This is a genomic window from Nocardioides asiaticus (assembly GCF_040049175.1).
GTDB classification, from domain to species: Bacteria; Actinomycetota; Actinomycetes; order Propionibacteriales; family Nocardioidaceae; genus Nocardioides; species Nocardioides cheoyonin.
Genome location: NZ_JBDZDM010000007.1, coordinates 63,764 through 86,377, shown reverse-complemented (window position 1 = coordinate 86,377; position 22,614 = coordinate 63,764). Strand labels below are relative to the sequence as shown.

At 72.3% G+C, this 22,614-nt stretch carries 20 protein-coding genes and 1 pseudogene; 19 read left to right on the top strand and 2 right to left on the bottom strand.

Features of this window, described 5'->3' with window-relative positions; translation table 11 throughout:
- Positions 1-102: 102 nt before the first annotated feature.
- Positions 103-1,149, bottom strand: a complete 1,047-nt coding sequence (locus ABLE53_RS22170; protein ID WP_348861333.1) for an LLM class F420-dependent oxidoreductase — start codon at positions 1,147-1,149, stop codon at positions 103-105.
- Between the two features lie 88 nt (positions 1,150-1,237).
- On the opposite strand from ABLE53_RS22170, the gene ABLE53_RS22165 reads away from it, so the two are divergent.
- From ABLE53_RS22165 to ABLE53_RS24870, 19 genes and pseudogenes are all read left to right on the top strand, one after another.
- Complete coding sequence (locus ABLE53_RS22165; protein ID WP_348861332.1) at positions 1,238-2,941, top strand: class I adenylate-forming enzyme family protein; 1,704 nt, start codon at positions 1,238-1,240, stop codon at positions 2,939-2,941.
- Positions 2,938-3,822, top strand: a complete 885-nt coding sequence (locus ABLE53_RS22160; protein ID WP_348861331.1) for an acyl-CoA thioesterase — start codon at positions 2,938-2,940, stop codon at positions 3,820-3,822. The genes ABLE53_RS22165 and ABLE53_RS22160 overlap by 4 nt, the downstream gene beginning before the upstream one ends.
- Positions 3,823-3,851: 29 nt before the next feature.
- Positions 3,852-5,009: an acyl-CoA dehydrogenase family protein gene (locus ABLE53_RS22155; RefSeq protein WP_348861330.1), complete on the top strand. Its 1,158-nt coding sequence runs from the start codon at positions 3,852-3,854 to the stop codon at positions 5,007-5,009.
- 20 nt (positions 5,010-5,029) lie between these two features.
- A complete protein-coding gene (locus ABLE53_RS22150) occupies positions 5,030-6,211 on the top strand; it encodes a thiolase family protein (RefSeq protein ID WP_348861329.1) in 1,182 nt (393 codons plus the stop codon).
- Between the two features lie 17 nt (positions 6,212-6,228).
- Positions 6,229-6,885, top strand: coding sequence for a TetR/AcrR family transcriptional regulator (locus ABLE53_RS22145; protein WP_348861328.1), 657 nt, complete (start codon positions 6,229-6,231; stop codon positions 6,883-6,885).
- Between the two features lie 8 nt (positions 6,886-6,893).
- Complete coding sequence (locus ABLE53_RS22140) at positions 6,894-8,117, top strand: CoA transferase (protein ID WP_348861327.1); 1,224 nt, start codon at positions 6,894-6,896, stop codon at positions 8,115-8,117.
- Entirely contained in the window at positions 8,114-8,953 is an 840-nt protein-coding gene (locus ABLE53_RS22135) for an HpcH/HpaI aldolase/citrate lyase family protein (RefSeq protein WP_348861326.1), read from the top strand. Before ABLE53_RS22140 ends, ABLE53_RS22135 begins: the two co-directional genes overlap by 4 nt.
- Positions 8,950-10,146 (top strand): acyl-CoA dehydrogenase family protein, encoded by a 1,197-nt coding sequence (locus tag ABLE53_RS22130; RefSeq protein WP_348861325.1) that lies wholly within the window; start codon positions 8,950-8,952, stop codon positions 10,144-10,146. Before ABLE53_RS22135 ends, ABLE53_RS22130 begins: the two co-directional genes overlap by 4 nt.
- A 32-nt stretch (positions 10,147-10,178) precedes the next feature.
- Positions 10,179-10,931, top strand: coding sequence for a 3-oxoacyl-ACP reductase FabG (gene fabG, locus ABLE53_RS22125; protein WP_348861324.1), 753 nt, complete (start codon positions 10,179-10,181; stop codon positions 10,929-10,931).
- Positions 10,928-11,761 (top strand): HTD2 family dehydratase, encoded by an 834-nt coding sequence (locus ABLE53_RS22120; protein WP_348861323.1) that lies wholly within the window; start codon positions 10,928-10,930, stop codon positions 11,759-11,761. Before fabG ends, ABLE53_RS22120 begins: the two co-directional genes overlap by 4 nt.
- A gap of 17 nt (positions 11,762-11,778) precedes the next feature.
- Complete coding sequence (locus ABLE53_RS22115) at positions 11,779-13,005, top strand: acetyl-CoA C-acetyltransferase (protein WP_348861322.1); 1,227 nt, start codon at positions 11,779-11,781, stop codon at positions 13,003-13,005.
- Positions 13,002-14,219 (top strand): acyl-CoA dehydrogenase family protein, encoded by a 1,218-nt coding sequence (locus tag ABLE53_RS22110; protein WP_348861321.1) that lies wholly within the window; start codon positions 13,002-13,004, stop codon positions 14,217-14,219. Before ABLE53_RS22115 ends, ABLE53_RS22110 begins: the two co-directional genes overlap by 4 nt.
- 123 nt (positions 14,220-14,342) lie before the next feature.
- Entirely contained in the window at positions 14,343-15,923 is a 1,581-nt protein-coding gene (locus tag ABLE53_RS22105; protein WP_348861320.1) for a long-chain-fatty-acid--CoA ligase, read from the top strand.
- Complete coding sequence (locus tag ABLE53_RS22100) at positions 15,920-16,732, top strand: enoyl-CoA hydratase/isomerase family protein (protein ID WP_348861319.1); 813 nt, start codon at positions 15,920-15,922, stop codon at positions 16,730-16,732. The genes ABLE53_RS22105 and ABLE53_RS22100 overlap by 4 nt, the downstream gene beginning before the upstream one ends.
- Positions 16,733-17,890, top strand: a complete 1,158-nt coding sequence (locus ABLE53_RS22095; RefSeq protein ID WP_348861318.1) for an acyl-CoA dehydrogenase family protein — start codon at positions 16,733-16,735, stop codon at positions 17,888-17,890.
- Positions 17,891-17,900: 10 nt separating this feature from the next.
- Positions 17,901-18,701 carry a crotonase/enoyl-CoA hydratase family protein gene (locus tag ABLE53_RS22090; RefSeq protein ID WP_348861317.1) on the top strand — a complete coding sequence of 267 codons (801 nt, stop codon included), beginning with the start codon at positions 17,901-17,903 and terminating at the stop codon, positions 18,699-18,701.
- The gene (locus ABLE53_RS22085) at positions 18,698-19,828 is read left to right on the top strand and encodes a CaiB/BaiF CoA transferase family protein (RefSeq protein ID WP_348861316.1); all 1,131 of its coding nucleotides are present in this window, start codon (positions 18,698-18,700) and stop codon (positions 19,826-19,828) included. The genes ABLE53_RS22090 and ABLE53_RS22085 overlap by 4 nt, the downstream gene beginning before the upstream one ends.
- Positions 19,825-21,017: pseudogene (locus ABLE53_RS22080) on the top strand (class I adenylate-forming enzyme family protein); the annotation flags it as partial. The gene ABLE53_RS22085 and the pseudogene ABLE53_RS22080, both read left to right, overlap by 4 nt.
- Positions 21,018-21,191: 174 nt before the next feature.
- A complete protein-coding gene (locus tag ABLE53_RS24870; protein WP_425474907.1) occupies positions 21,192-21,494 on the top strand; it encodes an AMP-binding enzyme in 303 nt (100 codons plus the stop codon).
- 79 nt (positions 21,495-21,573) lie between these two features.
- Here the strand turns inward: ABLE53_RS24870 and ABLE53_RS22070 are convergent, their stop codons facing one another.
- Positions 21,574-22,494 carry a type IV toxin-antitoxin system AbiEi family antitoxin domain-containing protein gene (locus tag ABLE53_RS22070; protein ID WP_348861314.1) on the bottom strand — a complete coding sequence of 307 codons (921 nt, stop codon included), beginning with the start codon at positions 22,492-22,494 and terminating at the stop codon, positions 21,574-21,576.
- Positions 22,495-22,614 lie beyond the last annotated feature (120 nt).

Here is a 22,614-nt window from a genome sequence, read left to right as displayed (position 1 = left end):
AGTTCACCAAGGCTGTGCCGTAGGCCACAAAGACCGCATGCCGATCGGACCTATCGCCCAAGGCTATGCAGGCACGCTAAGGAACCTCGGTGGGGACGTGGATCAGAGGACGAGCTCGGCCATGGTGCGCAGCGTCGTCTCGTCAGCGCCGATGTTCATCGTGGTGACCGGCGACTCCAGCCAGGGTGCGAGGTCATCGCGGATCTTCTCCTTCGGCCCGACCAGCGCGATCTTCTCGACGAGCTCGGTGGGCACGAGCGCGGCCGCCTCGTCCTTGCGGCCCTCGAGGTAGAGGTCCTGGATCTTCGCGCACACGTCCTCGTAGCCGAGGCGGGCGACCGCCTCGTGGTGGAAGTTGGCCCCCTTCGCGCCCATCCCGCCGACGTACAGCGCGAGATAGGGGCGTACGGCGTCGGCCGCCCGCTCCACGTCGTCGTCCACGACGACGGTGACCGGGCAGATGATCTCGAAGTCCGCAGGCCCACGCCGGGCGCCGGGCCGGCCGAACCCCTCGGCGAGCGCGTCGTCGTAGAAGCCGGTGTCGTGCGGGCTGTAGAAGAGCGGCAGCCAGCCGTCGGCGATCTCGGCCGCGAGCGCGACGTTCTTCGGTCCCTCGGCGGCGAGCATGATCGGGAGGTCCTCGCGCACCGGGTGGAGGGTCGAGCGCAGCGGCTTGCCGAGCCCGGAGGAGGGCAGGCCGTAGCCGCCGGCGTACGGGATCTGGTACTGCGCCCCGTCGTGCACCACCTTCTCGCGGCGGATCGTCGCGCGCAGGATCTCGACGTACTCCCGAGTCCGCGCCAGCGGCCTCGGGTAGGGCTGGCCGTACCAGCCCTCGACCACCTGCGGGCCGGACGCGCCGACGCCGAGCACCATCCGGCCGCCTGAGAGCTGGTCCATCGTCATCGCCGCCATGGCTGTCGCCGTCGGCGTCCGCGCAGAGAGCTGCACGATGCCGGTACCGAGCCGCAGCCGCGTCGTCGAGGCGCCCAGCCACGCGAGCGGCGTGAGGGCGTCGGAGCCGTACGCCTCCGCGGTCCAGACCGAGTCGTAGCCCAGCTGCTCGGCCAGCGCGACCGTCCCGGTCGGCCCGGTGAGCCCGCCCGGCATGCGCGCGCCCCAGTAGCCCAGTGAGAGTCCCAGCTTCATGTGCCCCATCCTTGCGGTCCTGTGGTTGCCGTCACACCAACGGGAGGCTAACTTAACGATCGTTCAACGCCACCACCGAGGGAGATCCATGGGTCGCTATCTGCCGGCGGGGATGCCGGGCTTCCACCTCGACTACCCCGAGGGGGCCACCGTCGGCGACCTGCTGGCGGGGTCGGCCCGGCGGTTCCCCGACCACGTCGCGCTCCGCGACGGCGACCTGACCCTGACGTACGCCGAGCTGTACGCCGCTGCCCGGCGCGTGGCCGGTGGCCTGCGCGGCCTCGGTGTGGGGCGCGGCGAGACGGTGGCACTGCACCTGCCGAACTCGGCGTGGTTCACCGTCGGCTACTACGGCATCCTGCTGGCCGGCGCGGTCGTCACGCCGGTCAACCCGGCGCTCCCGGCCGCCCTGCTGCGCGACCAGCTCGACGAGGCCGGCGTCGTCGCGGTGCTCTCCCACCCGACCACGGTCGCGCGGCTGGCCGAGGCCGCCGCCCCCGGCGTACGCCTGGTCGTGCTGGTGCCGGCGACCCACGCGGCGCCGGGCGAGGTGCCGGACGGCCTGCCGGCGACGACGTACGCGCGGTTCGAGGACCTGCTCGACGCCGAGCCGATGCACGACCGCGAGGTCGGTCCCGACGACGTCGCGCAGCTCTCCTTCACCGGTGGCACGACCGGCCGGTCGAAGGCGGTGATCGCACTGCACCGCAACGTCGTGGCCAACACCATCCAGACGGTCTGCTTCCGCGGCGGCGCGCTGCCGGCGGTCGACGAGGAGGGCGGGATCTACGTCGAGCCGGTCCCGGGGGCGGCCAACCCGCACATCTCGGCACCCGGCGCGGGGACGGTCGTCGCGCTGGCGCCGCTCTTCCACGCGATGGGGCTGATCTCGCAGAACACCAACGTGCTGGGCGGCGCCGAGGTGATCATGTTCGGCCGGTTCGAGCCGAGTCGCTTCGTCGAGACGATCGAGCAGCGCGGCGTCACCGGGCTGCCCGGCTCCCCGGCGCTGTTCCATGCCCTGCTCGCGGTGCCCGGCATCGAGGACCATGACCTCTCCTCGGTCAAGGTGGTCAACTCCGGTGCCGCGCCGATCGAGACCGCGACCCTCGAGCGGCTCTCCGAGGTGTTCCCCAACGCGCTGGTCGTCGAGGGCTACGGCCTCACCGAGGCGACCATGTGCCTCACCCTCCACCCGCTCGAGCCCGGGGTCGTGCCGAAGGGGTCGGTCGGGGCGCCGGTCTTCGACACCGAGCTGTCGATCCACGAGCTCGGCGGCGGCCCCGAGCTCCCGGTCGGGGAGACCGGCGAGGTGTGGGCCCGCGGCCCGCAGATCACCGTCGGCTACCGCAACCACCCCGAGCTCACCGCGGAGCAGTACGTCGACGGCTGGCTGCGCACCGGCGACCTCGGCCGCCTCGACGAGGACGGTTGGCTCTACCTCGTCGGCCGGGCGAAGGACATGCTGATCTACAAGGGCTACAACGTCTACCCCAGTCCGCTCGAGGAGCTGCTCGTGCGCCACCCCGCCGTCGCGCAGGCCAGCGTCATCGGTGCGCCGCAGCCGGACGTCGGCGAGATCCCGGTCGCGTTCGTGGTCCCGGCCCCGTCGTACGCCGGGCGCGCCGACAGCCTGGCCGAGGAGCTGATGGCCTACGTCGCCGAGCGGGTCGCGCCGTACTCCCGGATCCGCGAGGTCGTCCTCGTCGACGCCCTGCCGACGTCCGCGGCGGGCAAGGTTCTCAAGACCGAGCTGCGCGCGAGCTACCAGAGGGTCGGGGTGCCGGGGTGACCAGCGTGTCGGTCGAGTCCCCCCACGGCGGCACCGCCGCCGGGATCGTCTACGGCGACATCGTCGACCTGACCCGGGCGGGGGAGGGGCGCTACACCGGCGTCTGCCACGGCGGCTACGTCCTGTCCCGTGCCTACGGCGGCTCGGTGCTCGCGCACGCGCTCGCGGCGGCCTACGACGACGTGCCGCCGGACCGGCAGGTCCACTCGTTGCACGCCTACTTCCTGTACGCCGTCGACGCGAGCGGGCCGGCGGAGTTCGCGACGACGCATGTCCGCGACGGCTCGAGCTACTCCGTGCGCCGCGTCGACCTCGAGCAGAGGGGCCGGGAGGCGTTCATGATGACCGCCTCCTTCAAGCGGCCCGACCGGGCCGGCGGCGTGCGCCGGCAGCCCCGGCTGCTCGACGAGCCGCCCGGCCCCGAGGGGCTGCACGACGGCTTCGCCGACCGCGGCGCCGACTCGCCGATCAAGCACCGGCTGGCCTGGCGCGAGGTGCCGCCCGAGATGCGCGAGGCGCCGCGCCACGCGGGGCCCGACGGCGCCCTCGAGCGCGACGGCTGGCTCCGGATCCTCGGCGACCTCGGCGACCTGGGCGCCGCCCACGCCTGCGGGATGGCCTACCTGACCGACGTCACGCTCGCGCCGACGGCCTTCCTGCGCTTCCCCGGAGGGGAGCGACCGGAGGGCGGGTCGATCGCCTCGCTCGACCACGCGATCTGGTTCCACCGGCCCGTCCGCGCCGACGAGTGGCTGCTGTTCCGGATGAGCAGCCGCCTCGAGGCCGACGGCCGCACGTTCGCCCGCGGCGAGGTGTGGAGCGCCGCCGGTGAGCTGGTCGCCTCGACCGCCCAGGAGGCGGTCTTCCGGATGCCCGACTGACCCGACGACGTACGACAGGAGAACGACCAGTGAAGCGCACGATCTACAACGAGGACCACCAGGCGTTCCGCGCCATGGTGCGCGACTTCATCGAGAAGGAGGTCGTGCCGGTCCACCACGAGTGGGAGGAGGCCGGCCACCCGCCGCGGGAGTTCTACCACCGGCTCGGCGAGGTCGGCCTGCTCGGCATCCAGGTCCCCGAGGAGTACGGCGGCGGTGGGGAGAAGAGCTTCAAGTTCAACGCGATCATCATCGAGGAGTGCGCCCGCGCGGGCGTCGGCTTCGGCAGCTCCTCGGTGCACGCCAACCTGATCCTGCCCTACCTGATGGCGTACGCCACCGACGAGCAGAAGAAGCGCTGGCTGCCCGGGTTCGCGACCGGCGAGATCATGACCGCCATCGCGATGACCGAGCCCGGCACCGGCTCCGACCTCGCCAACATCAGCACCAAGGCGGTGCTCTCCGACGACGGCTCCCACTACATCCTCAACGGCGCGAAGACCTTCATCACCGGCGGCGCCCTCGCCGACCTGATCCTGGTCGTCTGCCGGACCAGCCCGTTCGACCCGGGCAACCGCCGGGCCGGCCTCTCGATCCTCTGCGTCGACACGACGTCCGAGGGGTTCGCGGTCGGCAAGAAGCTGCAGAAGATCGGGCTGAAGACCTCCGACACCGCCGAGCTCTCGTTCACCGACGTGCGGGTGCCGGTCGACAACCTGCTCGGCGAGGAGGGCCAGGGCTTCTCCTACCTCGGCCACAACCTGCCGCAGGAGCGGCTCTCGATCGCGCTCGGCGGCGCGGCGGCGGCCGAGGCGGCGATCGCCCACGCGACGGCGTACGTGAAGGAACGGACCGTCTTCGGCCAGCCGGTCGCAGCGTTCCAGAACTCCAAGTTCGTGCTCGCCGAGTGCGCCACCGAGACCGAGGCGGCCCGGCTGATGGCCGACCGTGCCCTCGAGCTGCTCGACGAGGGCGAGCTCAGCGTCGCCGACGCGGCCAAGGCCAAGCTGTTCTGCACCGAGGTGGCCGGCCGGGTCATCGACAAGTGCCTGCAGCTGCACGGCGGCTACGGCTACATCACCGAGTACCCCATCGCCCGCCTGTACGCCGACACCCGGGTCTCCCGGATCTACGGCGGCACCAGCGAGGTCATGAAGACCATCATCAGCAAGTCGCTCGGACTCTGAGCGGCGGAAGGGACACCACCATGCGTGACGCAGTCATCGTCGACGCCGTACGAACCCCCGTCGGGAAGGGCAAGCCCGGCGGCGCGCTCTCCGGCATCCACCCGGCCGACCTCTCGGCCCACGTCCTCAGGACCCTCGCCGAGCGCAACGGCCTCGACCCCGTCACCGTCGACGACGTTGTCTGGGGCTGCGTGTCGCAGGTCGGCGAGCAGACCGGCTCGATCGGCCGTTACTCCGTCCTCGCCGCCGGCTGGCCCGAGTCGGTCCCCGGCCTCACCATCGACCGGCAGTGCGGCTCCTCGCAGCAGGCGGTCCACCAGGTCGCCGCCGGGGTCATCGCCGGCCAGTACGACATCGCCGTCGCCGGCGGCGTCGAGTCGATGTCGCGGGTCCCGATGGGCTCGACCCGCGCCGGCGGCCAGTTCGGTGAGCCATACGGCCCGCTCGTCAAGGAGCGCTATCAGGTCAACGGCTTCAACCAGGGCCTCGGGGCCGAGATGATCGCGGAGGAGTTCGGGCTCACCCGCGAGGAGCTCGACCAGCACGCGCTCGACTCCCACGCCCGCGCGGCCGCCGCCATCGACGAGGGCAGGTTCAAGGACCAGCTCGCGCCGGTCGAGGTCACCGACCCGAACGACCCCGCGGGCGGCACCCGGCTGTTCGACACCGACGAGGGCGTACGCCGCGGCGGCACGCTGGAGAAGATGGCCGGGCTCAAGACCGTGTTCAAGGAGGACGGCGTCATCCACGCCGGCAACTCCTCGCAGATCTCCGACGGCGCCGCCGCCCTGCTGATCACGACCTCCGAGATCGCAGCCAGGAACGGCTGGACCCCGATCGCGCGCTTCCACACCGGCACCGTCGTGGGCGTCGACCCGATCACGATGCTGAAGGGGCCGATCCCGGGCACGAAGAAGGTGCTCGAGCGGTCCGGGCTCTCGCTCGAGGAGATCGGCGCCTTCGAGATCAACGAGGCGTTCGCCAGCGTCACGATGGCCTGGCTGAAGGAGACCGGCGCCGACTACGCCAAGCTCAACCCCAACGGCGGCGCCATCGCCCTCGGCCACCCGCTCGGAGGCTCCGGCGCCCGGCTGATGACGACCCTGGTGCACCACATGAGGGACCAGGGCATCCGCTACGGTCTGCAGTCCATGTGCGAGGGCGGCGGCATGGCCAACGCCACCATCCTCGAGCTGCTCTGAGGAGATCCGGGGAATCCATGCGGCCAGGGCGCCAGGGGCTGGTCTCGGCAGCCCGCCAGGAGTTCGCCGAGCGCGGGTACGCCGCCGCGTCGGTGCGCGACATCGCGCACCGCGCGGGGGTGAGCCTGTCCGCGCTCTACTACTGGTACCCCGGCAAGCACGACCTCCTGGCCGCGATCCTCGACGAGGACCTCGACCACTACTTCGCCGCCTGCCGCGACGCGCTCGCGGCAGGCGGCGAGACCGCCGCCGAGCAGCTGGCCGCGCTGGTCGGCGCCACCGTGCGCTACCGCGTCGACCATCCGGTCCGCAGCTCGGTGGTCCTCTCGGAGGGCCGCAGCCTCCAGCCCGAGCAGCAGGCGGCGTACCGGCGCCGCCTCGACGAGGCCGCCGACCAGTTCCGCACCGTGATCGAGCGCGGCGTCGCGAGCGGTGAGTTCTCCACGCCCTACCCCGACGACGCGCGGCGGGCCATCATCGCCGCCTGCAACGACATCACCCAGTGGTACCGCCCCGACGGCGCCATCGGCGTCGACGAGCTCGCCCGTCGCTACGCCGACCTCGCGCTCACCATCGTCGGCGCCTCCGTCCCCGCCCGCCGGCGAGGGCATAGGCCCGACCTAACGAGCGGATCGGACAGGGGTCTTTGTGCTGGTGGTCACTCCGGGACTTGAATGGTCGGGTGCCGGAGACTGCTACTGGCCCACTGGCGGGCCTGCGGATCGTGGAGCTGTCGAGCTACGTCGCCACGCCGCTGTCGGGGATGGTGCTCGGGCAGCTGGGGGCGGAGGTCATCCGCGTCGAGCAGCTCGGGGGCGCCCCGGACCGGACGCGGCTGCCGAGGGCGGCGAGCGGGACCAGTCTCTACTGGAGCGGTCTCAACAAGGGCAAGAGGGCCGTCGCGGTCGACCTGACCCGGCCCGAGGGACGCGCGTTGGTGGCCGAGCTGATCGTCGCCGGTGACGGCATCGTGGTGAGCAACAGCGAGCGCTGGCCCGACCTGGCGTACGCCGGCCTGCGTGAGCGCCGCGAGGACGTGATCCACGTGCTGCTGACCGGGCGGCGCGACGGCGGGACGGCGGTGGACTACACGGTGCAGGCCGAGACCGGCTTCCCCTACGTCACCGGGCCCGCGGACGGTCCCGGCGACCGAGCGCGGCGACCGGTCAACCACGTCCTGCCGGCGTGGGACGTCGCGGCCGGGCTCTACCTCGCGACCGGACTGCTGGCCGCGGAGCGGGAGCGCCGGCTGACCGGGAAGGGGCAGCAGGTGCGGCTGGCCCTGGAGGACGTCGCGCTGGCGACCGCGGGTGCGCTGGGCTACCTCGCCGAGGCGCAGCTGGGCGGGGTCGGCCGAGGCGCGTCCGGCAACGACGTCTACGGCACCTACGGGCGCGACTTCGTGTCGGCCGACGGGGTGCGCTTCATGCTCGTGGTGCTGACCGGCTCGCACTGGCGTCGGCTGCTCGAGGCGACCGGCCTGGTGGACGCGATGCACGCCGTGGAGAAGGCGCTGGACGCCGACCTGGAGGACGAGGCGGAGCGGTACCGCTGCCGCGGCGTCATCTCCGGCCTGCTCGAGGGGGTCTTCTCGAGGACGCCGTGGGCGGAGCTCGAGCCGCTGCTGCGGGGCACACGGGCGCTGGTCTCGGCGTACCGCACCTTCGACGACCTCGCCGCGGACGACGCGGCCGCGCTGCGCGGCAGCCCGCTGTTCGCAGAGCTGGACCAGCCCGGCGTCGGCCCCCATCTGGCGCCGGGCTCGCCGCTCGTGATGGACGGCCGGCAGGCGCCGGCCGGACCCGCGCCGCGGGTGGGCGAGCACACCGACGAGGTGCTCGCCGAGAGCCTCGGCCTCGACGCCGACCGGCTCGCCGCGCTGCACGCGGACGGGATCCTCGGATGACCGGACCCGCGCCCGACCTCACGAGCTCCGCGCGAGCGCTGCTGTTCGTCCCCGGTAACCGGCCGGAGCGGTTCGCGAAGGCGGCCGCCGCGGGGGCGGACGTGGTGGTCGTCGACCTCGAGGACGCCGTGCCGGCGGGGGAGAAGGAGAGCGCCCGGGAGGCGGTGGCGGCCTGGCTGGGCGACGGGGCTCTGCCGCATGGGATGGGTGCCGCCGTACGCGTCAACGCGGTCGGTACGCCGTGGCACGAGGCGGACGTCGCGGCCGTGGCCGGTCATGCCGCCGCGGTCGTCCTGCCGAAGGCCGAGCCCGGAGAGGCGCTGGAGTCCCTGGCCGCGCGTACGCCGGTGGTCGCGCTCGTGGAGACCGCGACCGGGATCCTCGACGCGCGGGAGGTCGCCGGCGTGCCCGGCGTCGTGCGGCTGGCGATCGGCACCTTCGACCTCGCCGTCGAGCTGGGCGTCGACCCGCTCGACCGGGAGGCGCTCCTGGCCGCACGCTCGGCGGTCGTGCTTGCCTCGGCGGTCGCCGGCCTGCCGGGGCCGGTCGACGGCGTACGAGCCGCGATCGACGACGACGCCGGTCTCCACGAGGAGGCCACCGCCGCCCGCCGGCTCGGCTACGCCGGCAAGCTCTGCATCCACCCACGCCAGGTCCCAACCGTGCTCGGCGTCTTCCGGCCGACCGACGAGGAGGCGGCCTGGGCGAGGAGTGTCCTCGCCGCCGTCGACCCCGGCACCGGGGTCGCGAGGGTCGATGGCGCCATGGTCGACAAGCCGGTGCTCGACCGGGCCCGGCGGATCCTCGAGCAGCTCGGACAGAAGGAGAACGCATGACCAGCCTCAGTGCGGACGAGGAGGAGATGATCGCGCTCGTCCGGGAGTTCGTGGACGAGCGGGTGAAGCCGGAGGTGCGCCGGTTCGAGGAGTCGGACACGTATCCGGAGCCGTTGATCGAGGAGATGAAGAAGCTGGGCTTCTTCGGGCTGCTGGCGCCGGCGGAGCACGGCGGGGTGGACGTGAGCACGGCGGCGTTCGCGCGGGTGACCGAGGAGCTGGCGCGGGGCTGGATGAGCCTGGCGGGGGCGATCGGCGGGCACTCGGTGATCACCTACCTGATCAAGACGTTCGGCACGCCCGAGCAGCAGTCGACCTACCTGCCGCGGATGGCGACCGGGGAGCTGCGGGCGACGATGGCGCTGACCGAGCCGAGCGGTGGCTCGGACCTGCAGAACATGCGCACCTACGCCGTACGGGAGTCGGGCGCGGACGGGGACGACCTGGTCATCAACGGCTCGAAGACGTGGATCTCGAACGCCGCCCACTCCGGGCTGGTCGGGCTGCTGTGCCGCACCGACCGGGACGCGAACCCGGCGCACGCCGGGATGAGCGTGGTGCTGGTCGAGACCGGCGGCGAGCACGGTCCGGCGCCGGCGGGTTTCGAGGTCAGCCCGAAGATCCCGAAGCTGGGCTACAAGGGTGTGGAGGCGTGCACGCTCTCCTTCGACGGGATGCGGGTGCCGGCCACCGCGGTGCTCGGCGGGGTGCCGGACCGGGGCTGGGGGCAGATGATGCGCGGCCTCGAGGTCGGGCGGGTGCAGGTCGCCGCTCGGGCGCTCGGGGTGGGTCAGGCGGCGCTGGAGGCCGCGGTGGCCTACGCCCAGCAGCGGGAGTCATTCGGCAAGCCGATCTGGAAGCACCAGTCGGTGGGCAACCTGATCGCCGACATGGCCACCAAGATGCGGGCGGCCCGGCTGCTGACCCTGGACGCCGCCGACCGGCTGGACTCCGGCGTACGCGCCGATCTGGAGGCCGGGATGGCCAAGTTGTTCGCCTCCGAGACGGCGATGGAGGTGGCGCTGGACGCGATGCGGGTGCACGGCGGCTACGGGTTCTCCCGCGAGTTCGACGTCGAGCGCTACTTCCGCGACGCCCCGCTGATGATCCTCGGCGAGGGCACCAACGAGATCCAGCGCAACGTGATCGCGGCGCAGGTGATCGCCCGCGACGCCAAGAACGAGAAGTACTGAACGAGAAGTACTGGGACGAGAGGCATCCACACATGGGACTGCTGGAGGGCAAGGTCGCCGTCGTCACCGGCGGCGCGCAGGGCATCGGACTGGCGATCGCGACGCGGTACGTCGCCGAGGGCGCCCGGGTCGTCATCGGCGACCTGAACGAGGAGGCGATGGCCAAGGCCGTCGCCGAGCTGAACGGGCTGGCCGGTGGTGACGAGGTCGCGAAGGCGGTGCGCTGCGACGTCACCGTCTACGACGAGGTGGAAGTCCTCCTCAAGGCCGCGGTGGAGACGTGGGGCTCGCTCGACGTGCTGGTCAACAACGCCGGCATCACCCGCGACGCGACCATGCGCAACATGACCGAGGAGCAGTTCGACACCGTGATCTCGGTGCACCTCAAGGGCTGCTGGAACGGCACGAAGCTCGCCTCGCTGATCATGCGGGAGCAGAGGAGCGGCGCGATCGTGAACATCTCCTCGCTCTCGGGCAAGGTCGGGATGGTCGGCCAGACCAACTACTCCGCCGCCAAGGCCGGCATCGTGGGGCTCACCAAGGCGGCGGCCAAGGAGGTCGCCCACCACGGCGTACGCGTCAACGCCATCCAGCCCGGCCTGATCCGCTCGGCCATGACCGAGGCCATGCCCCAGAAGGCGTGGGACCAGAAGATGGCCGAGATCCCGATGGGCCGCGCCGGCGAGCCCGAGGAGGTCGCCAAGGTCGCCCTGTTCTACGCCTCGGACCTGTCCTCCTACATGACCGGCACCGTCGCCGAGGTCACCGGCGGGAGGCTCATGTGACCTGGGCTCCCCACACCGTCGTCGACGAGGCGTACGCCGACCCCGCCCCGGTGGCGGCGCTGCACGCGCTGCTCGACGACGGTCTGCCGCCCGTCGGTCCCGGCGACCCGCTGCCGCCGCTGTGGCACTGGGTCGCGCTGCCGCGCTGGTCGCCCTCCTCGGTGCTCGGACCCGACGGCCACCCGGCACGCGGGGGCTTCCTGCCGCCGGTGGAGCTGCCGAGGCGGATGTTCGCCGGCGGGGAGGTGACCTTCCGCGCCCCGCTGGCCGTCGGCGACGTCGTACGCCGGGAGGCGACCGTCACCTCGGTCGAGCGGAAGCACGGGCGGAGCGGCGAGCTCGTCGTCGTCACGGTCGTGACCAGGCTCTTCGCCGGCGGGGAGCTCGCGGTCGAGGAGACCCAGGACCTGATCTACCGCGGTCCCGGTGCCCGCTCCGAGCCGCAGCTGGTGGCCGACCTCGCGCCCGCCCCGCCGCTGACGCGGACGGGGGAGTGGGAGTGGGCGCTCCACACCGACCCCACCCTGCTGATGCGGTTCAGCGCGGCGACGGCCAACGCCCACCGGATCCACTACGACCACCCCTACGCCACCCAGGTCGAGGGCTACCCGGGGCTGGTCGTCCACGGGCCGCTGATGACCATCGTCCTGGCGGAGGTGGCGCGGCTGGAGGGCCTGACCGGTGTGACCCGGCTGGCGCACCGCAACCTCGCACCGCTGTTCTGTGGCGCGGCGGCCACGCTTCGTCGTACCTCGACCGATGAGGGCACCACGATCCGACTCCTCTCCGAGGACACCCCCCGAACCACCCTGACCCTCTGGGTCGACTGAACTGAGAGGCATGTGCCATGAGTGACCAGCGTGAGGTCGTCGTCTGCGAGCCGGTCCGGACCGCGATCGGCGGGTACGGCGGGATGTTCAAGAGCGTGACCGCTGTGGACCTGGGGGTCGCGGCGCTGAGGGGGCTGCTGGACCGTACCGGCCTGGCTCCCGAGGTAATTGAGGAGGTGATCCTGGGTCAGTGCAACGCCTCCTCGGAGGCGCCGGCCTCGGCGCGGGTGGTGGCGCTGGACACGGGGCTGCCGATCACGACGACCGGCTACCACCTCGACCGGCGCTGCGGGTCGGGGCTGCAGGCGATCGTCAACGCGATCATGACGGTGGCTTCGGGCGGTGCCGAGGTGGTGGCCGCGGGCGGCATCGAGTCGATGAGCCAGGCGATCTTCTACTCCACCGACATGCGCTGGGGCGCCGCGCGCACCGGCGTCCGCGTCCACGACGCGCTGGTCCGGGCCCGGTCCACCGCGGGCGGGCGGGACCACCCGGTGCCGGGCGGCATGATCGAGACCGCGGAGAACCTGCGCAGGCAGTACGCCATCTCGCGCGAGGAGCAGGACCGGCTCGCGCTGCAGTCCCACCAGCGGGCGGTGGCGGCCCAGAAGGACGGGATCCTGGCCGAGGAGATCGTCCCGGTCACCGTGAAGACCCGTGCCGGCGAGGAGGTGATCGTCACCGACGAGCACCCCCGCCCGGACGCGAGCCTGGAGACGATGGCGAAGCTCAAGCCGATCATGGGCAAGCAGGACCCCGAGGCCACCGTGACCGCGGGCAACGCGAGCGGGCAGAACGACGCTGCCGCGCTGGCCATCGTGACGACCCGGGCGAAGGCCGAGGAGCTGGGGCTGAGGCCGCTGGTGAAGCTGGTGTCGTGGGGGGTGGCCGGTGTGGAGCCCAAGATCATGGGGATCGGCCCGGTCCCCGCGACCGAGGCCGCACTCGGCCGGGCCGGGCTGACGCTGGACCAGATCGACCTGATCGAGCTCAACGAGGCCTTCGCCGCCCAGGCGCTGGCGGTGATGCGGGAGTGGAAGGTCGACCCGTTCGCCGATGAGCGGATCAACGTCCACGGCTCCGGGATCTCGCTGGGTCACCCGGTCGGGGCGACCGGCGGCCGGATGGTGGCCTCGCTGGCCCGCGAGCTGGCCCGGCGTGAGGACGCGACGTACGGCCTCACCACGATGTGCATCGGGGGCGGCCAGGGTCTCGCGGCGGTCTGGGAGAAGGTCTCGGCATGAGCACCACGAGCACCGCACGGCCCGGCGTGGGCGACGAGCCCGGCATCGAGCAGGTCTCCGCGGAGGACTTCGCCGAGATCCTCGAGGCGACCCGCGAGTTCGTCCGGGAGCGGGTCGTCCCGCGGGAGAACGAGATCATGGAGGCCGACGAGATCCCCGCCGACCTGCGGCAGGCGGCCGCTGAGCTGGGGCTGTTCGGCTACGCGATCCCGCAGGAGTGGGGCGGCCTCGGGCTCAACCTCACCCAGGACGTCGAGCTGGCCATGGAGCTGGGCTACACCAGCCTGGCGCTGCGGTCGATGTTTGGCACCAACAACGGCATCGCCGGGCAGGTACTGGTCGGCTACGGCACCGACGAGCAGCGCAAGGAGTGGCTCGAGCCGATCGCCTCCGGGGAGGTCGTGGCCTCGTTCGCGCTCACCGAACCGGGTGCCGGCTCCAGCCCGGCGGGGCTGAAGACCAAGGCGGTCCAGAACGGCGATGAGTGGGTGATCGACGGCGCCAAGCGGTTCATCACCAACGCGCCGATCGCCGGCCTGTTCGTGGTCTTCGCCCGCACCCGCGAGGCGGCCGGGAAGGACCCGGGCATCGCGGTCTTCCTGGTCCCGGCCGACACCCCCGGGGTCGAGGTCGGTCCTCACGACCGCAAGATGGGGCAGGAGGGCGCCTGGACCGCCGACGTCACCTTCACCGGCGTACGCGTCCCCCGCGGCGCCCTCGTCGGCGGCTCCGAGCAGGTCGGCTACAAGGCAGCGATGTCCTCGCTGGCCCGCGGCCGGGTCCACATCGCCGCCCTCGCCGTCGGGGCTGCCCGCCGCGCCCTGGACGAGTCGGTCGCCTATGCGGCCGCGGCCACCCAGGGCGGCACCCCGATCGGCGACTTCCAGCTCGTGCAGGCCCACCTCGCCGACATGCAGACCGGCGTCCTGGCCGGCGAGGCGCTGGTCCGCGAGTGCGCCCGCAAGTACCACATCGGCGAGGACCGCCGCATCGCCCCCAGCGTCGCCAAGCTGTTCTGCACCGAGATGGCCGGCCAGGTCGCCGACAAGGCCGTCCAGGTCCACGGAGGCACCGGCTACATGCGCGAGGTCCCCGTCGAGCGGATCTACCGCGAGGTCCGCCTCCTCCGCCTCTACGAGGGCACCAGCGAGATCCAGCGGCTCATCATCGGCGGCGGGCTGGTCAGGGCCGAGCAGAAGCGCCAGCGAGCCTGACGTCTCTGGCATAGGCAGCGCCGAACGGTCGGTATCGGTCTGGGTCTTTGCGCCTGAGTGACGCAGGCCACACGATGAACTCCAAGGGATCTGCGGAGACAGCGGTCGTCGAGGAGGATGCACGTGTCGGCAGGGCAGGCGTACGAGGAGCGGACCGCTCCGGAGCTGAGCGTCCACGGCCAGGGCCAGACGCTGAGCGCGCAGGTCGGGCGGCACGCCCGCAGCGCCCCCCGGGCTCGGGCGCTGACGTTCGTCGGAGCGCAGCGCCCCGACACGACGTACGCCGAGCTGCACGACCGCGCCGGGAGGCTGGCAACGGTCCTCGCCGACCGCGGCGTGCGCGCGGGCGAGCGGGTCGCGCTGCTGATGACCAACCGGCCGCAGTACGCCGAGGCGCTGGTCGCCTGCAGCAGGCTCGGCGCGATCGCCGTACCGCTGAGCTTCCGGCTCGTCCCTGCCGAGCTGACCTACCAGCTGGCCGACAGCGGCGCGTGCGCCCTGCTCGTCGACACCGGGCTGCTGGCGAACGCCACGGAGGCGCTGCCCGGGACCGCGGTGACGGCGACGCTGGTGACCGACACCGACGACTACGAGGCGGAGCTGGCGGCCGCGGGGCCGCACCCGGAGATCCCGGTGGACGAGGACACCGCCGCGGTCATCCTCTACACCTCGGGCACGACCGGGCGGCCCAAGGGCGCGATGCTCAGCCACCGCAACCTGCACTCTTGGGTGGCCTCCCGCTACGCGCACATGGGGTTCCCGAGCAGCTGCCGGGTGAGCCTGTGCGCGGTGCCGATGTTCCACGTCGCCGGCTACGCGACGTACCTCTCGACGATGTTCACCGGCGGCCGGATGGTGCTGATGCCGAGCGGCGCGTTCGACGCCGCGGAGGTGATCGACGTGCTCGACCGGGAGCAGGTCAGCCTGGCGTTCTTCGTGCCCGCCCAGTGGCAGGCGATCGTGCGCCACCCCGCGCTCGCGGGACGGAGCTTCCCGCACTTCGTGGCCGCCAACTGGGGCGCGGCTCCGGCCAGCGCTCAGCTGGTCCGCGAGATCCGGGCGGCGTTCCCAACGGTCAGCCTCACCTCTGCCTTCGGCCAGACCGAGACCTGCTCCTCGGCGCTGGTGCTGATGCCGGAGGACGCCGCCGAACGGCCCGACTCGGTCGGGAAGCCGATGCTCGGCGTCGAGGCCCGGGTGGTCGACCCGGAGATGAACGACGTGCCGCCCGGAGAAGTCGGCGAGATCGTCTACCGCGGGCCGACGGTGATGACGGGCTACTGGAACGCGCCCGAGAAGACGGCCGAGGCGTTCCGTGGTGGCTGGTTCCACTCCGGCGATCTCGTCCGCGTCGACGAGGACGGCTTCTACTACGTCGTCGACCGGATCAAGGACATGATCATCAGCGGCGGGGAGAACGTCTACTGCGCCGAGGTCGAGAACGTCCTCGCCGGCCATCCCAAGGTCGGCAGCGTCGCCGTCGTCGGCGCCCCGCACGCGCGCTGGGGCGAGGTCCCGGTGGCGGTCGTGGTGCCGCGCGGCGACGAGGCGCCGACGGCCGAGGAGCTGGAGGCGTACGGCCGCCGGTTCCTGGCGGGCTACAAGGTGCCGAAGCGGATCACCGTGGTGCCGGCGATGCCGATGAACGCCAGCGGCAAGATCCTCAAGGGCGAGCTCCGCAGCCTGGTCAGGAGCGGCGCGTGACGCTCCACGTGAAGGACGAGGGCGCCGTACGCACGCTCACGTTCGACAACCCCGGCAAGAAGAACGCGCTCGACCACCTGACGCTGCGGTCCCTGGGGGAGACCCTCCGCGCGACGGCGTACGACGAGAGCGTGCGGGTCGTCGTGCTGACCGGTGCGGGTGGCGACTTCAGCTCCGGCGCGGACGTGAGCCGGCTCGGCGCGCGCGCCGCCCACCCGTACTACGGCATGCGGCTCACCGGCGAGGCGGCCATCGCGCTCCACACCATGCCGCAGCCCACGGTGGCGCGGATCGACGGCGTGGCGGTCGGGGCGGCCGCCAACCTCGCGCTGGGCTGCGACTTCGTGGTCGCCTCCACCGCTGCCCGATTCAGCGAGATCTTCCCCAGGCGTGGGCTCTCCCTCGACGCCGGCGGCTCCTGGCTGCTTCCGCGCGCTGTGGGGATGCTGCAGGCCAAGCGGCTCGCGCTGCTCGGCGACATCGTCGGCGCGGAGGAGATGCTCGCGCTCGGTCTTGCGACCTGGGTGAAGGAGCCGGACGAGCTCGACGGCTTCATGGCCGAGCTCTGCGACCGGCTCGCTGCCGGGCCGCCGATCGCGCTGGCGCAGACCAAGGAGCTGCTCCACCGGTCGGCGCTGGGCTCCCTCGAGCAGGCGCTGGTCCACGAGGGCGCCGCGCAGGCCGTCAACTTCGGTACCGACGCACCGGCGGCGCGGAAGGCGTTCGCCGACAGGAGCGAGCCGGAGTTCACCGGCGAGTGGCACCTCGACCGCGGCGACGACGCGGGCGAGCACAGGGAGAGCGAGTAGATGAAGCGGCTGATCTTCGACGACGACCACGAGGCGTTCCGCGACTCGGTGCGCACCTTCTTCGAGAAGGAGGCGGTCCCGCACTATGCCGACTGGGAGAAGCAGGGCCGCCCCGACAAGGGCTTCTACGAGAAGGCCGGGGCGATGGGGTTCCTCGGCCTCCAGATCCCCGAGGAGTACGGCGGGTCCGGGGTCGAGTCCTACAAGTTCAACGCGATCGTCACCGAGGAGGCCGCCCGGCTGGGGCTGAGCCTCGGCCCGCTGCGCGTCCACCTCGACCTGGTGCTGCCGTACCTGCTCCGCATCGCGAACGACGAGCAGAAGGCGCGCTGGCTCCCGGGCTTCGCGGCCGGTACGACGATGTTCGCGATCGCGATGACCGAGCCCGGCACCGGCTCCGACCTCGCCGGCATCCGGACGAGCGCGCGGCTCTCCGAGGACGGTACTCACTACATCCTCAACGGCGCGAAGACCTTCATCACCGGCGGCTACAACGCCGACCGCGTGCTCGTGGTCTGTCGTACGTCGCCCCCGGCGGAGCGGAACCGGCGAGCCGGCCTCTCGATCCTGGTCGTCGACACCACCTCCGAGGGCTACGAGGTCGGCCGGGTTCTGGAGAAGATGGGGCTGAAGGCGCAGGACACCTGCGAGCTCTCCTTCACCGACGTACGCGTGCCCGTCGAGGACCTGCTCGGCGAGGAGGGCGAGGGGTTCTCCTACCTCGGCCACAACCTCGCCCAGGAGCGGCTCATCCTCGCGGTCAGCGCGGTCGCGATGGCGGGAGCGGCGATCGACCTTGCCCGCGACTACACCCAGCAGCGGATCGTGTTCGGCCAGCCTGTCGCGGCGTTCCAGAACTCCAAGTTCGTGCTCGCCGAGTGCTCGGCGGACCTCCAGGCCGGCCAGGCGATGGTCGACCAGGCGCTCGAGCTCAACGACCGCGGCGAGCTGACGGCCGCCGACGCGGCCGCGGTGAAGCTGTGGACCACCGAGATGCAGGCCCGGGTCATCGACAAGTGCCTGCAGCTGCACGGCGGCTACGGCTACATGAGCGAGTACACCATCTCGAAGCTCTACACCGACGCTCGGGTCTCCCGGATCTACGGCGGTACGAGCGAGGTCATGAAGACGATCATCGCCAAGGCGATGGGACTGTGAAGGGACCCCGATGACGACCACGCAGCAGACCGGCGGGACCACGACAGACCAGCCCGAGGTGCTCGTCACCAGCGACGGCGGCGTCATGGTCATCACGATCAACCGGCCCCAGGCGAAGAACGCCGTGACGCTGGCCGTCTCGGAGGGGGTCGCGGCCGCGCTCGACGAGCTCGACGGCCGCGACGACCTCGCCGTCGGCGTGATCACCGGCGCCGGCGGGACGTTCTGCGCAGGGATGGACCTGAAGGGCTTCCTGCGCGGGGAGCGGCCCTCCATCCCCGGCCGCGGCTTCGCCGGCATCACCCAGGCGCCACCGGCCAAGCCGATGATCGCGGCCGTCGAGGGCTACGCCCTGGCGGGCGGCTGCGAGATCGTCCTGGCCTGCGACATGGTGACCGCGGGCCGCGGGGCGAAGCTCGGCATCCCGGAGGTGAAGCGCGGGCTCGTCGCCGCCGCGGGCGGCCTCTTCCGGCTCCCGCAGCGGATCCCGCAGAACGTCGCGATGGAGCTCGCGCTCACCGGCGACTTCCTGGACGCACCGCGGGCCGCCGAGCTCGGCCTCGTCAACCGGCTCGTCGACGACGGCGGCGCCCTCGACGCTGCGCTCGAGCTGGCCGGCCGGATCGCCGCCAACGGCCCGCTGGCGGTCCAGGCGAGCAAGCAGATCGTGGTCGGCTCACCCGACTGGACCAGCGACCAGCTCTGGACCGAGCAGGGCTCGATCATCGAGCCCGTCTTCGCCTCCGAGGACGCCAAGGAGGGCGCACGCGCCTTCGCCGAGAAGCGCGCCCCGAAGTGGAAGGGCCGATGAGCGGGCCGCTCGCCGGCGTTTCCGTCGTGGAGCTCGGCGGGATCGGACCGGGACCGTTCTGCGCGATGGTCCTCGCCGACCTCGGCGCCGACGTCGTACGCGTCCACCGCCCGGCCGAGGTCGGCACCGACCCGAACCCGGTCCTCGACCGGGGCCGCCGGTCGCTGGCCGTCGACCTCAAGTCGGAGGCCGGCCGCGCCGTCGTACGCCGGCTGGTGGACGGTGCCGACGCGCTCATCGAGGGTTTCCGGCCGGGCGTGCTGGAGCGGCTCGGGCTCGCGCCCGCCACCCTGCGCGCCACCAACCCCGCCCTCGTCGTCGGCCGGATGACCGGCTTCGGCCAGGACGGTCCGCTGGCAGCCCGGGCCGGGCACGACATCAACTACATAGCGCTCTCCGGGGTACTCGGCTCGATCGGGCGCACGGGCGAGCGGCCGGTGCCGCCGCTCAACCTGGTCGGCGACTTCGGCGGCGGCGGGATGCTGCTCGCGCTCGGCGTCGTCTCGGCGGTGCTGCACGCCCGCGCGACCGGCGTCGGACAGGACGTCGACGCCGCCATGGTCGACGGCTCGGCGCTGCTGATGGCGATGACGTACGGCTTCGCCGCGCAGGGCCGGTGGACGCCCGACCGGGGCAGCAACATGTTCGACGGGTCGATGCCGTTCTACGACACCTACGAGTGCGCCGACGGGCGGTACGTCGCCGTCGGCGCCGTCGAGCCGCAGTTCTACGCCGCGCTCATCGAGACGCTCGGGGTCGACGTGGATCCGAGGGACCAGCGCGACCCGGAGACCTTCGCGCGCACCCGGAAGACGTTTGCGGAGGCGTTCCGGACGCGCACCCGCGACGCGTGGGCGGAGGTCTTCACCGGCGTCGACGCCTGCGTCACGCCGGTGCTCGACATCGCCGAGGCGCCGTCGGACCCGCACCTGGCCGGGCGGTCGACGTACGTCACCGACGAGGCGGGCGTCGTCCACCCCGCACCGGCGCCGCGGTTCGCCGCGACGCCGCTTGCGCCGCCGGCGGTGCCGCCCGCGCCCGGCGCACACACCGACGAGATCCTCGCCGGGATCGGTCTGACCTCCGAGGAGATCGCCCGGCTGCACCAGGAAGGGGCTGTCGCATGACCTCGACCTACTGGCCAGAGGGCGTCCCGCGCCACCTCGACTACCCGGACGTGTCCGTGGGTGAGCTGCTCGCGGCGGTCTGCCGCCGCTTCGCCGACCACGTCGCGGTCGAGGACGGCGACGAGGAGACCACCTTCGCCCGGCTGCTCGCCGAGGCATCGGCCTTCGCGCACGCGCTCCGGGACGAGGGGGTGGGCCCCGGCGACACGGTCCTGGTCCACCTGCCCAACAGCCGCTGGTTCCTGGTGGCGTACGCCGGCGTACAGCTCGCCGGGGCCGCGATCTCGCCAGCGAACCCGCTCTACCCGCCCGCCGGCCTGCGCCACCAGCTCGTCGAGGCCGCTGCGACGGTCGTGGTCAGCCACCCCGACCACGTTTCCAACGTCGTCGAGGCGCGGGAGGGGACCGACGTCCGCACGATCGTCGTGGTCCCGGGGACCGGCGCCGCGCCGGCGACCGCCGGCGTACCCGAGGCCGACGGTCTCGTCACGATGGCCGACTTCGTCGCAGGCCGCCCGACGGAGCCCCCGGTCCCGAAGGGGACCTCCGAGGACGTTGCCCACCTCGCGTTCACCGGCGGCACGACCGGTGTCTCCAAGGGCGTACGCGTCCTCAACCGGAACGTCATCGCCAACGTCACCCAGGCGGTCTCGTGGCGCGGTGGCCTCAGCGTCGCCCTCGACGCCGGCGACCTGGTGCTCGGCGGCTTCGGGCGCGACGACATGGGTGTCGAGGAGGGGCGCTGCGTCACGCTCGTCGCGGGGCCGATGTATCACGCCCAGGCGCTCATCAACACCCTCTTCATGCTGACCACCGGGGCGCGGATCGTCGTCCTCGGCCGGTTCAGCCCGGAGCGGATGATCGAGCTCATCGAGTCGCGCCGCGCGACCTACATCACCGGCAGCCCCACCATGTGGCACGCCCTGCTCAACTGCCCGGCCGCCCGCGAGCACGACCTCAGCTCCTTGCAGGTGTCGCCTCGGGCGCGGCGCCGATCGACCTCGAGACGATGCGCGGGCTCCGGGAGATCTTCCCGTCGGCGATGCTCAACGAGGGCTACGGGCTCACCGAGGGCACCTGCCTGGTCACCTCCGCACCCGGCTTCCACGGCGCCCGGCGCAAGCTCGGCAGCGTCGGCCTACCGGTGCCCGACACGGAGGTCGAGATCCGCGACGCCGTCGGCCGGGTGCTGCCCGCCGGTGAGCCGGGCGAGCTCTGGGTCCGCGGACCGCAGGTCACCGCCGGCTACCAGGGCCACCCCGAGCTGACCCGCGAGCAGTACGCCGACGGCTGGCTCCGGACAGGCGACGTCGGCTACATCGACGAGGAGGGCTTCGTCTTCATCAGCGACCGGCTGAAGGACATGCTCATCTACAAGGGCTACAACGTCTATCCGCGCGAGCTCGAGGAGCTGCTCGTCCAGCACCCGGCCGTCACCTCGGCCGCCGTCGTCGGGCGCTCTGACCCGTCCGTCGGCCAGATCCCGGTCGCGTTCGTCGTCGCCCGCCCTCGCGCCGAGGTCGATCCCGAGGAGCTCAAGGCGTACGTCGCCGAGCGGGTCCTGCCCTACAAGAAGGTCCGCGAGGTCCACCTCGTCCCCTCGTTGCCCGCCAACCCCGCCGGCAAGATCCTGAAGACCGAGCTCCGCAGCCGCCTCGGCGGTTGAGTCGGGGGTTCTGCCCGGTCGAGTCGGGGGTTCTGCCCGGTCGAGTCGGGGGTTCTGCCCGGTCGAGTCGGGGTTGTGGTCACCAGCGGCGCGGGGAGTACGACGGGCAGAGCGCCGCGCGCAGCTCCCCGATCCAGCGGTCGAGGGCGTCGCCGGTGAAGTCGCCGAGGCGTACGACGATGACCGTCCAGCCGTTGGCGCGCAGCCATGCGCGGCGCTCTTCGTCGTACCTGCGCTGCTCCTCCGACTGCTCGTGGGCCTCCCAGCCGTCGTACTCAACGCAGACCCGGAGGTGCACGTAGGCGAAGTCGAGGCGGTAGGTCCGCACCCCGTCGATCTCGATCCAGTGCTGGGGCGTGGGCGGCGGTAGCCCGGCGTCGAGTATCGCGAGGAGCGTCCACGACTCGCGAGGCGACTCCAGGCGCGGATCGACGAGTGGGACCAGCTTGCGGGCCTGGACGACGCCGCGACGTCGGCGGAACCGGGGGAGCAGGCGATGGAGCTCGGCGGAGGTGAACCCGTGCTCGCGCGCCAGACCGTTGAGAGCGGCGAACGCCTCCCGGCGCCGGAGGTGGCAGGCAAGGTCGAGGGCGGTGCGCATCGGGGTGGTCACGCGGACACCGCCGACGACCAGGATGTCGTCGGCGGTGAGGTCGCGGGTGCGGCCGTCGACACCGACGCGATCCGCGGGCTGGTGTCCACGCAGGGCGCAGGTCTCGACGACCGGCCCGAGCTCGTGCTCGGCCGGCGTGTAGGCGTTGAACCCATGGAGCCACGCGGCGGTTCGGTCCACGACGACGTGTCCGTCGGCGACCACGAGCGCGACCGCGGCCACCCGAAGGTCGAAGGAGTCGGGGACGTGGGCTGACACGTAGACACCCCGGACGATCCGGCGGAGCCTGCCGCTCTTCAGACCTCGGCGGAGCATGGCTCGGCTCAGGCCGAGCTCGTCGAGGCCATCGCTGGTGAACGGCCGATCGGGGATACTCACGGGTGGCATGCCGGCAAGCGTGCGCGCTCGGGGCGCGATCCGTGCCGCGCCGTACGGCGACCTGTGGGAACAGCCGGCCGGAAGCGTCGATGTGGACGGAAAGCGGCCCACCCGGGGATCGAAATCTCC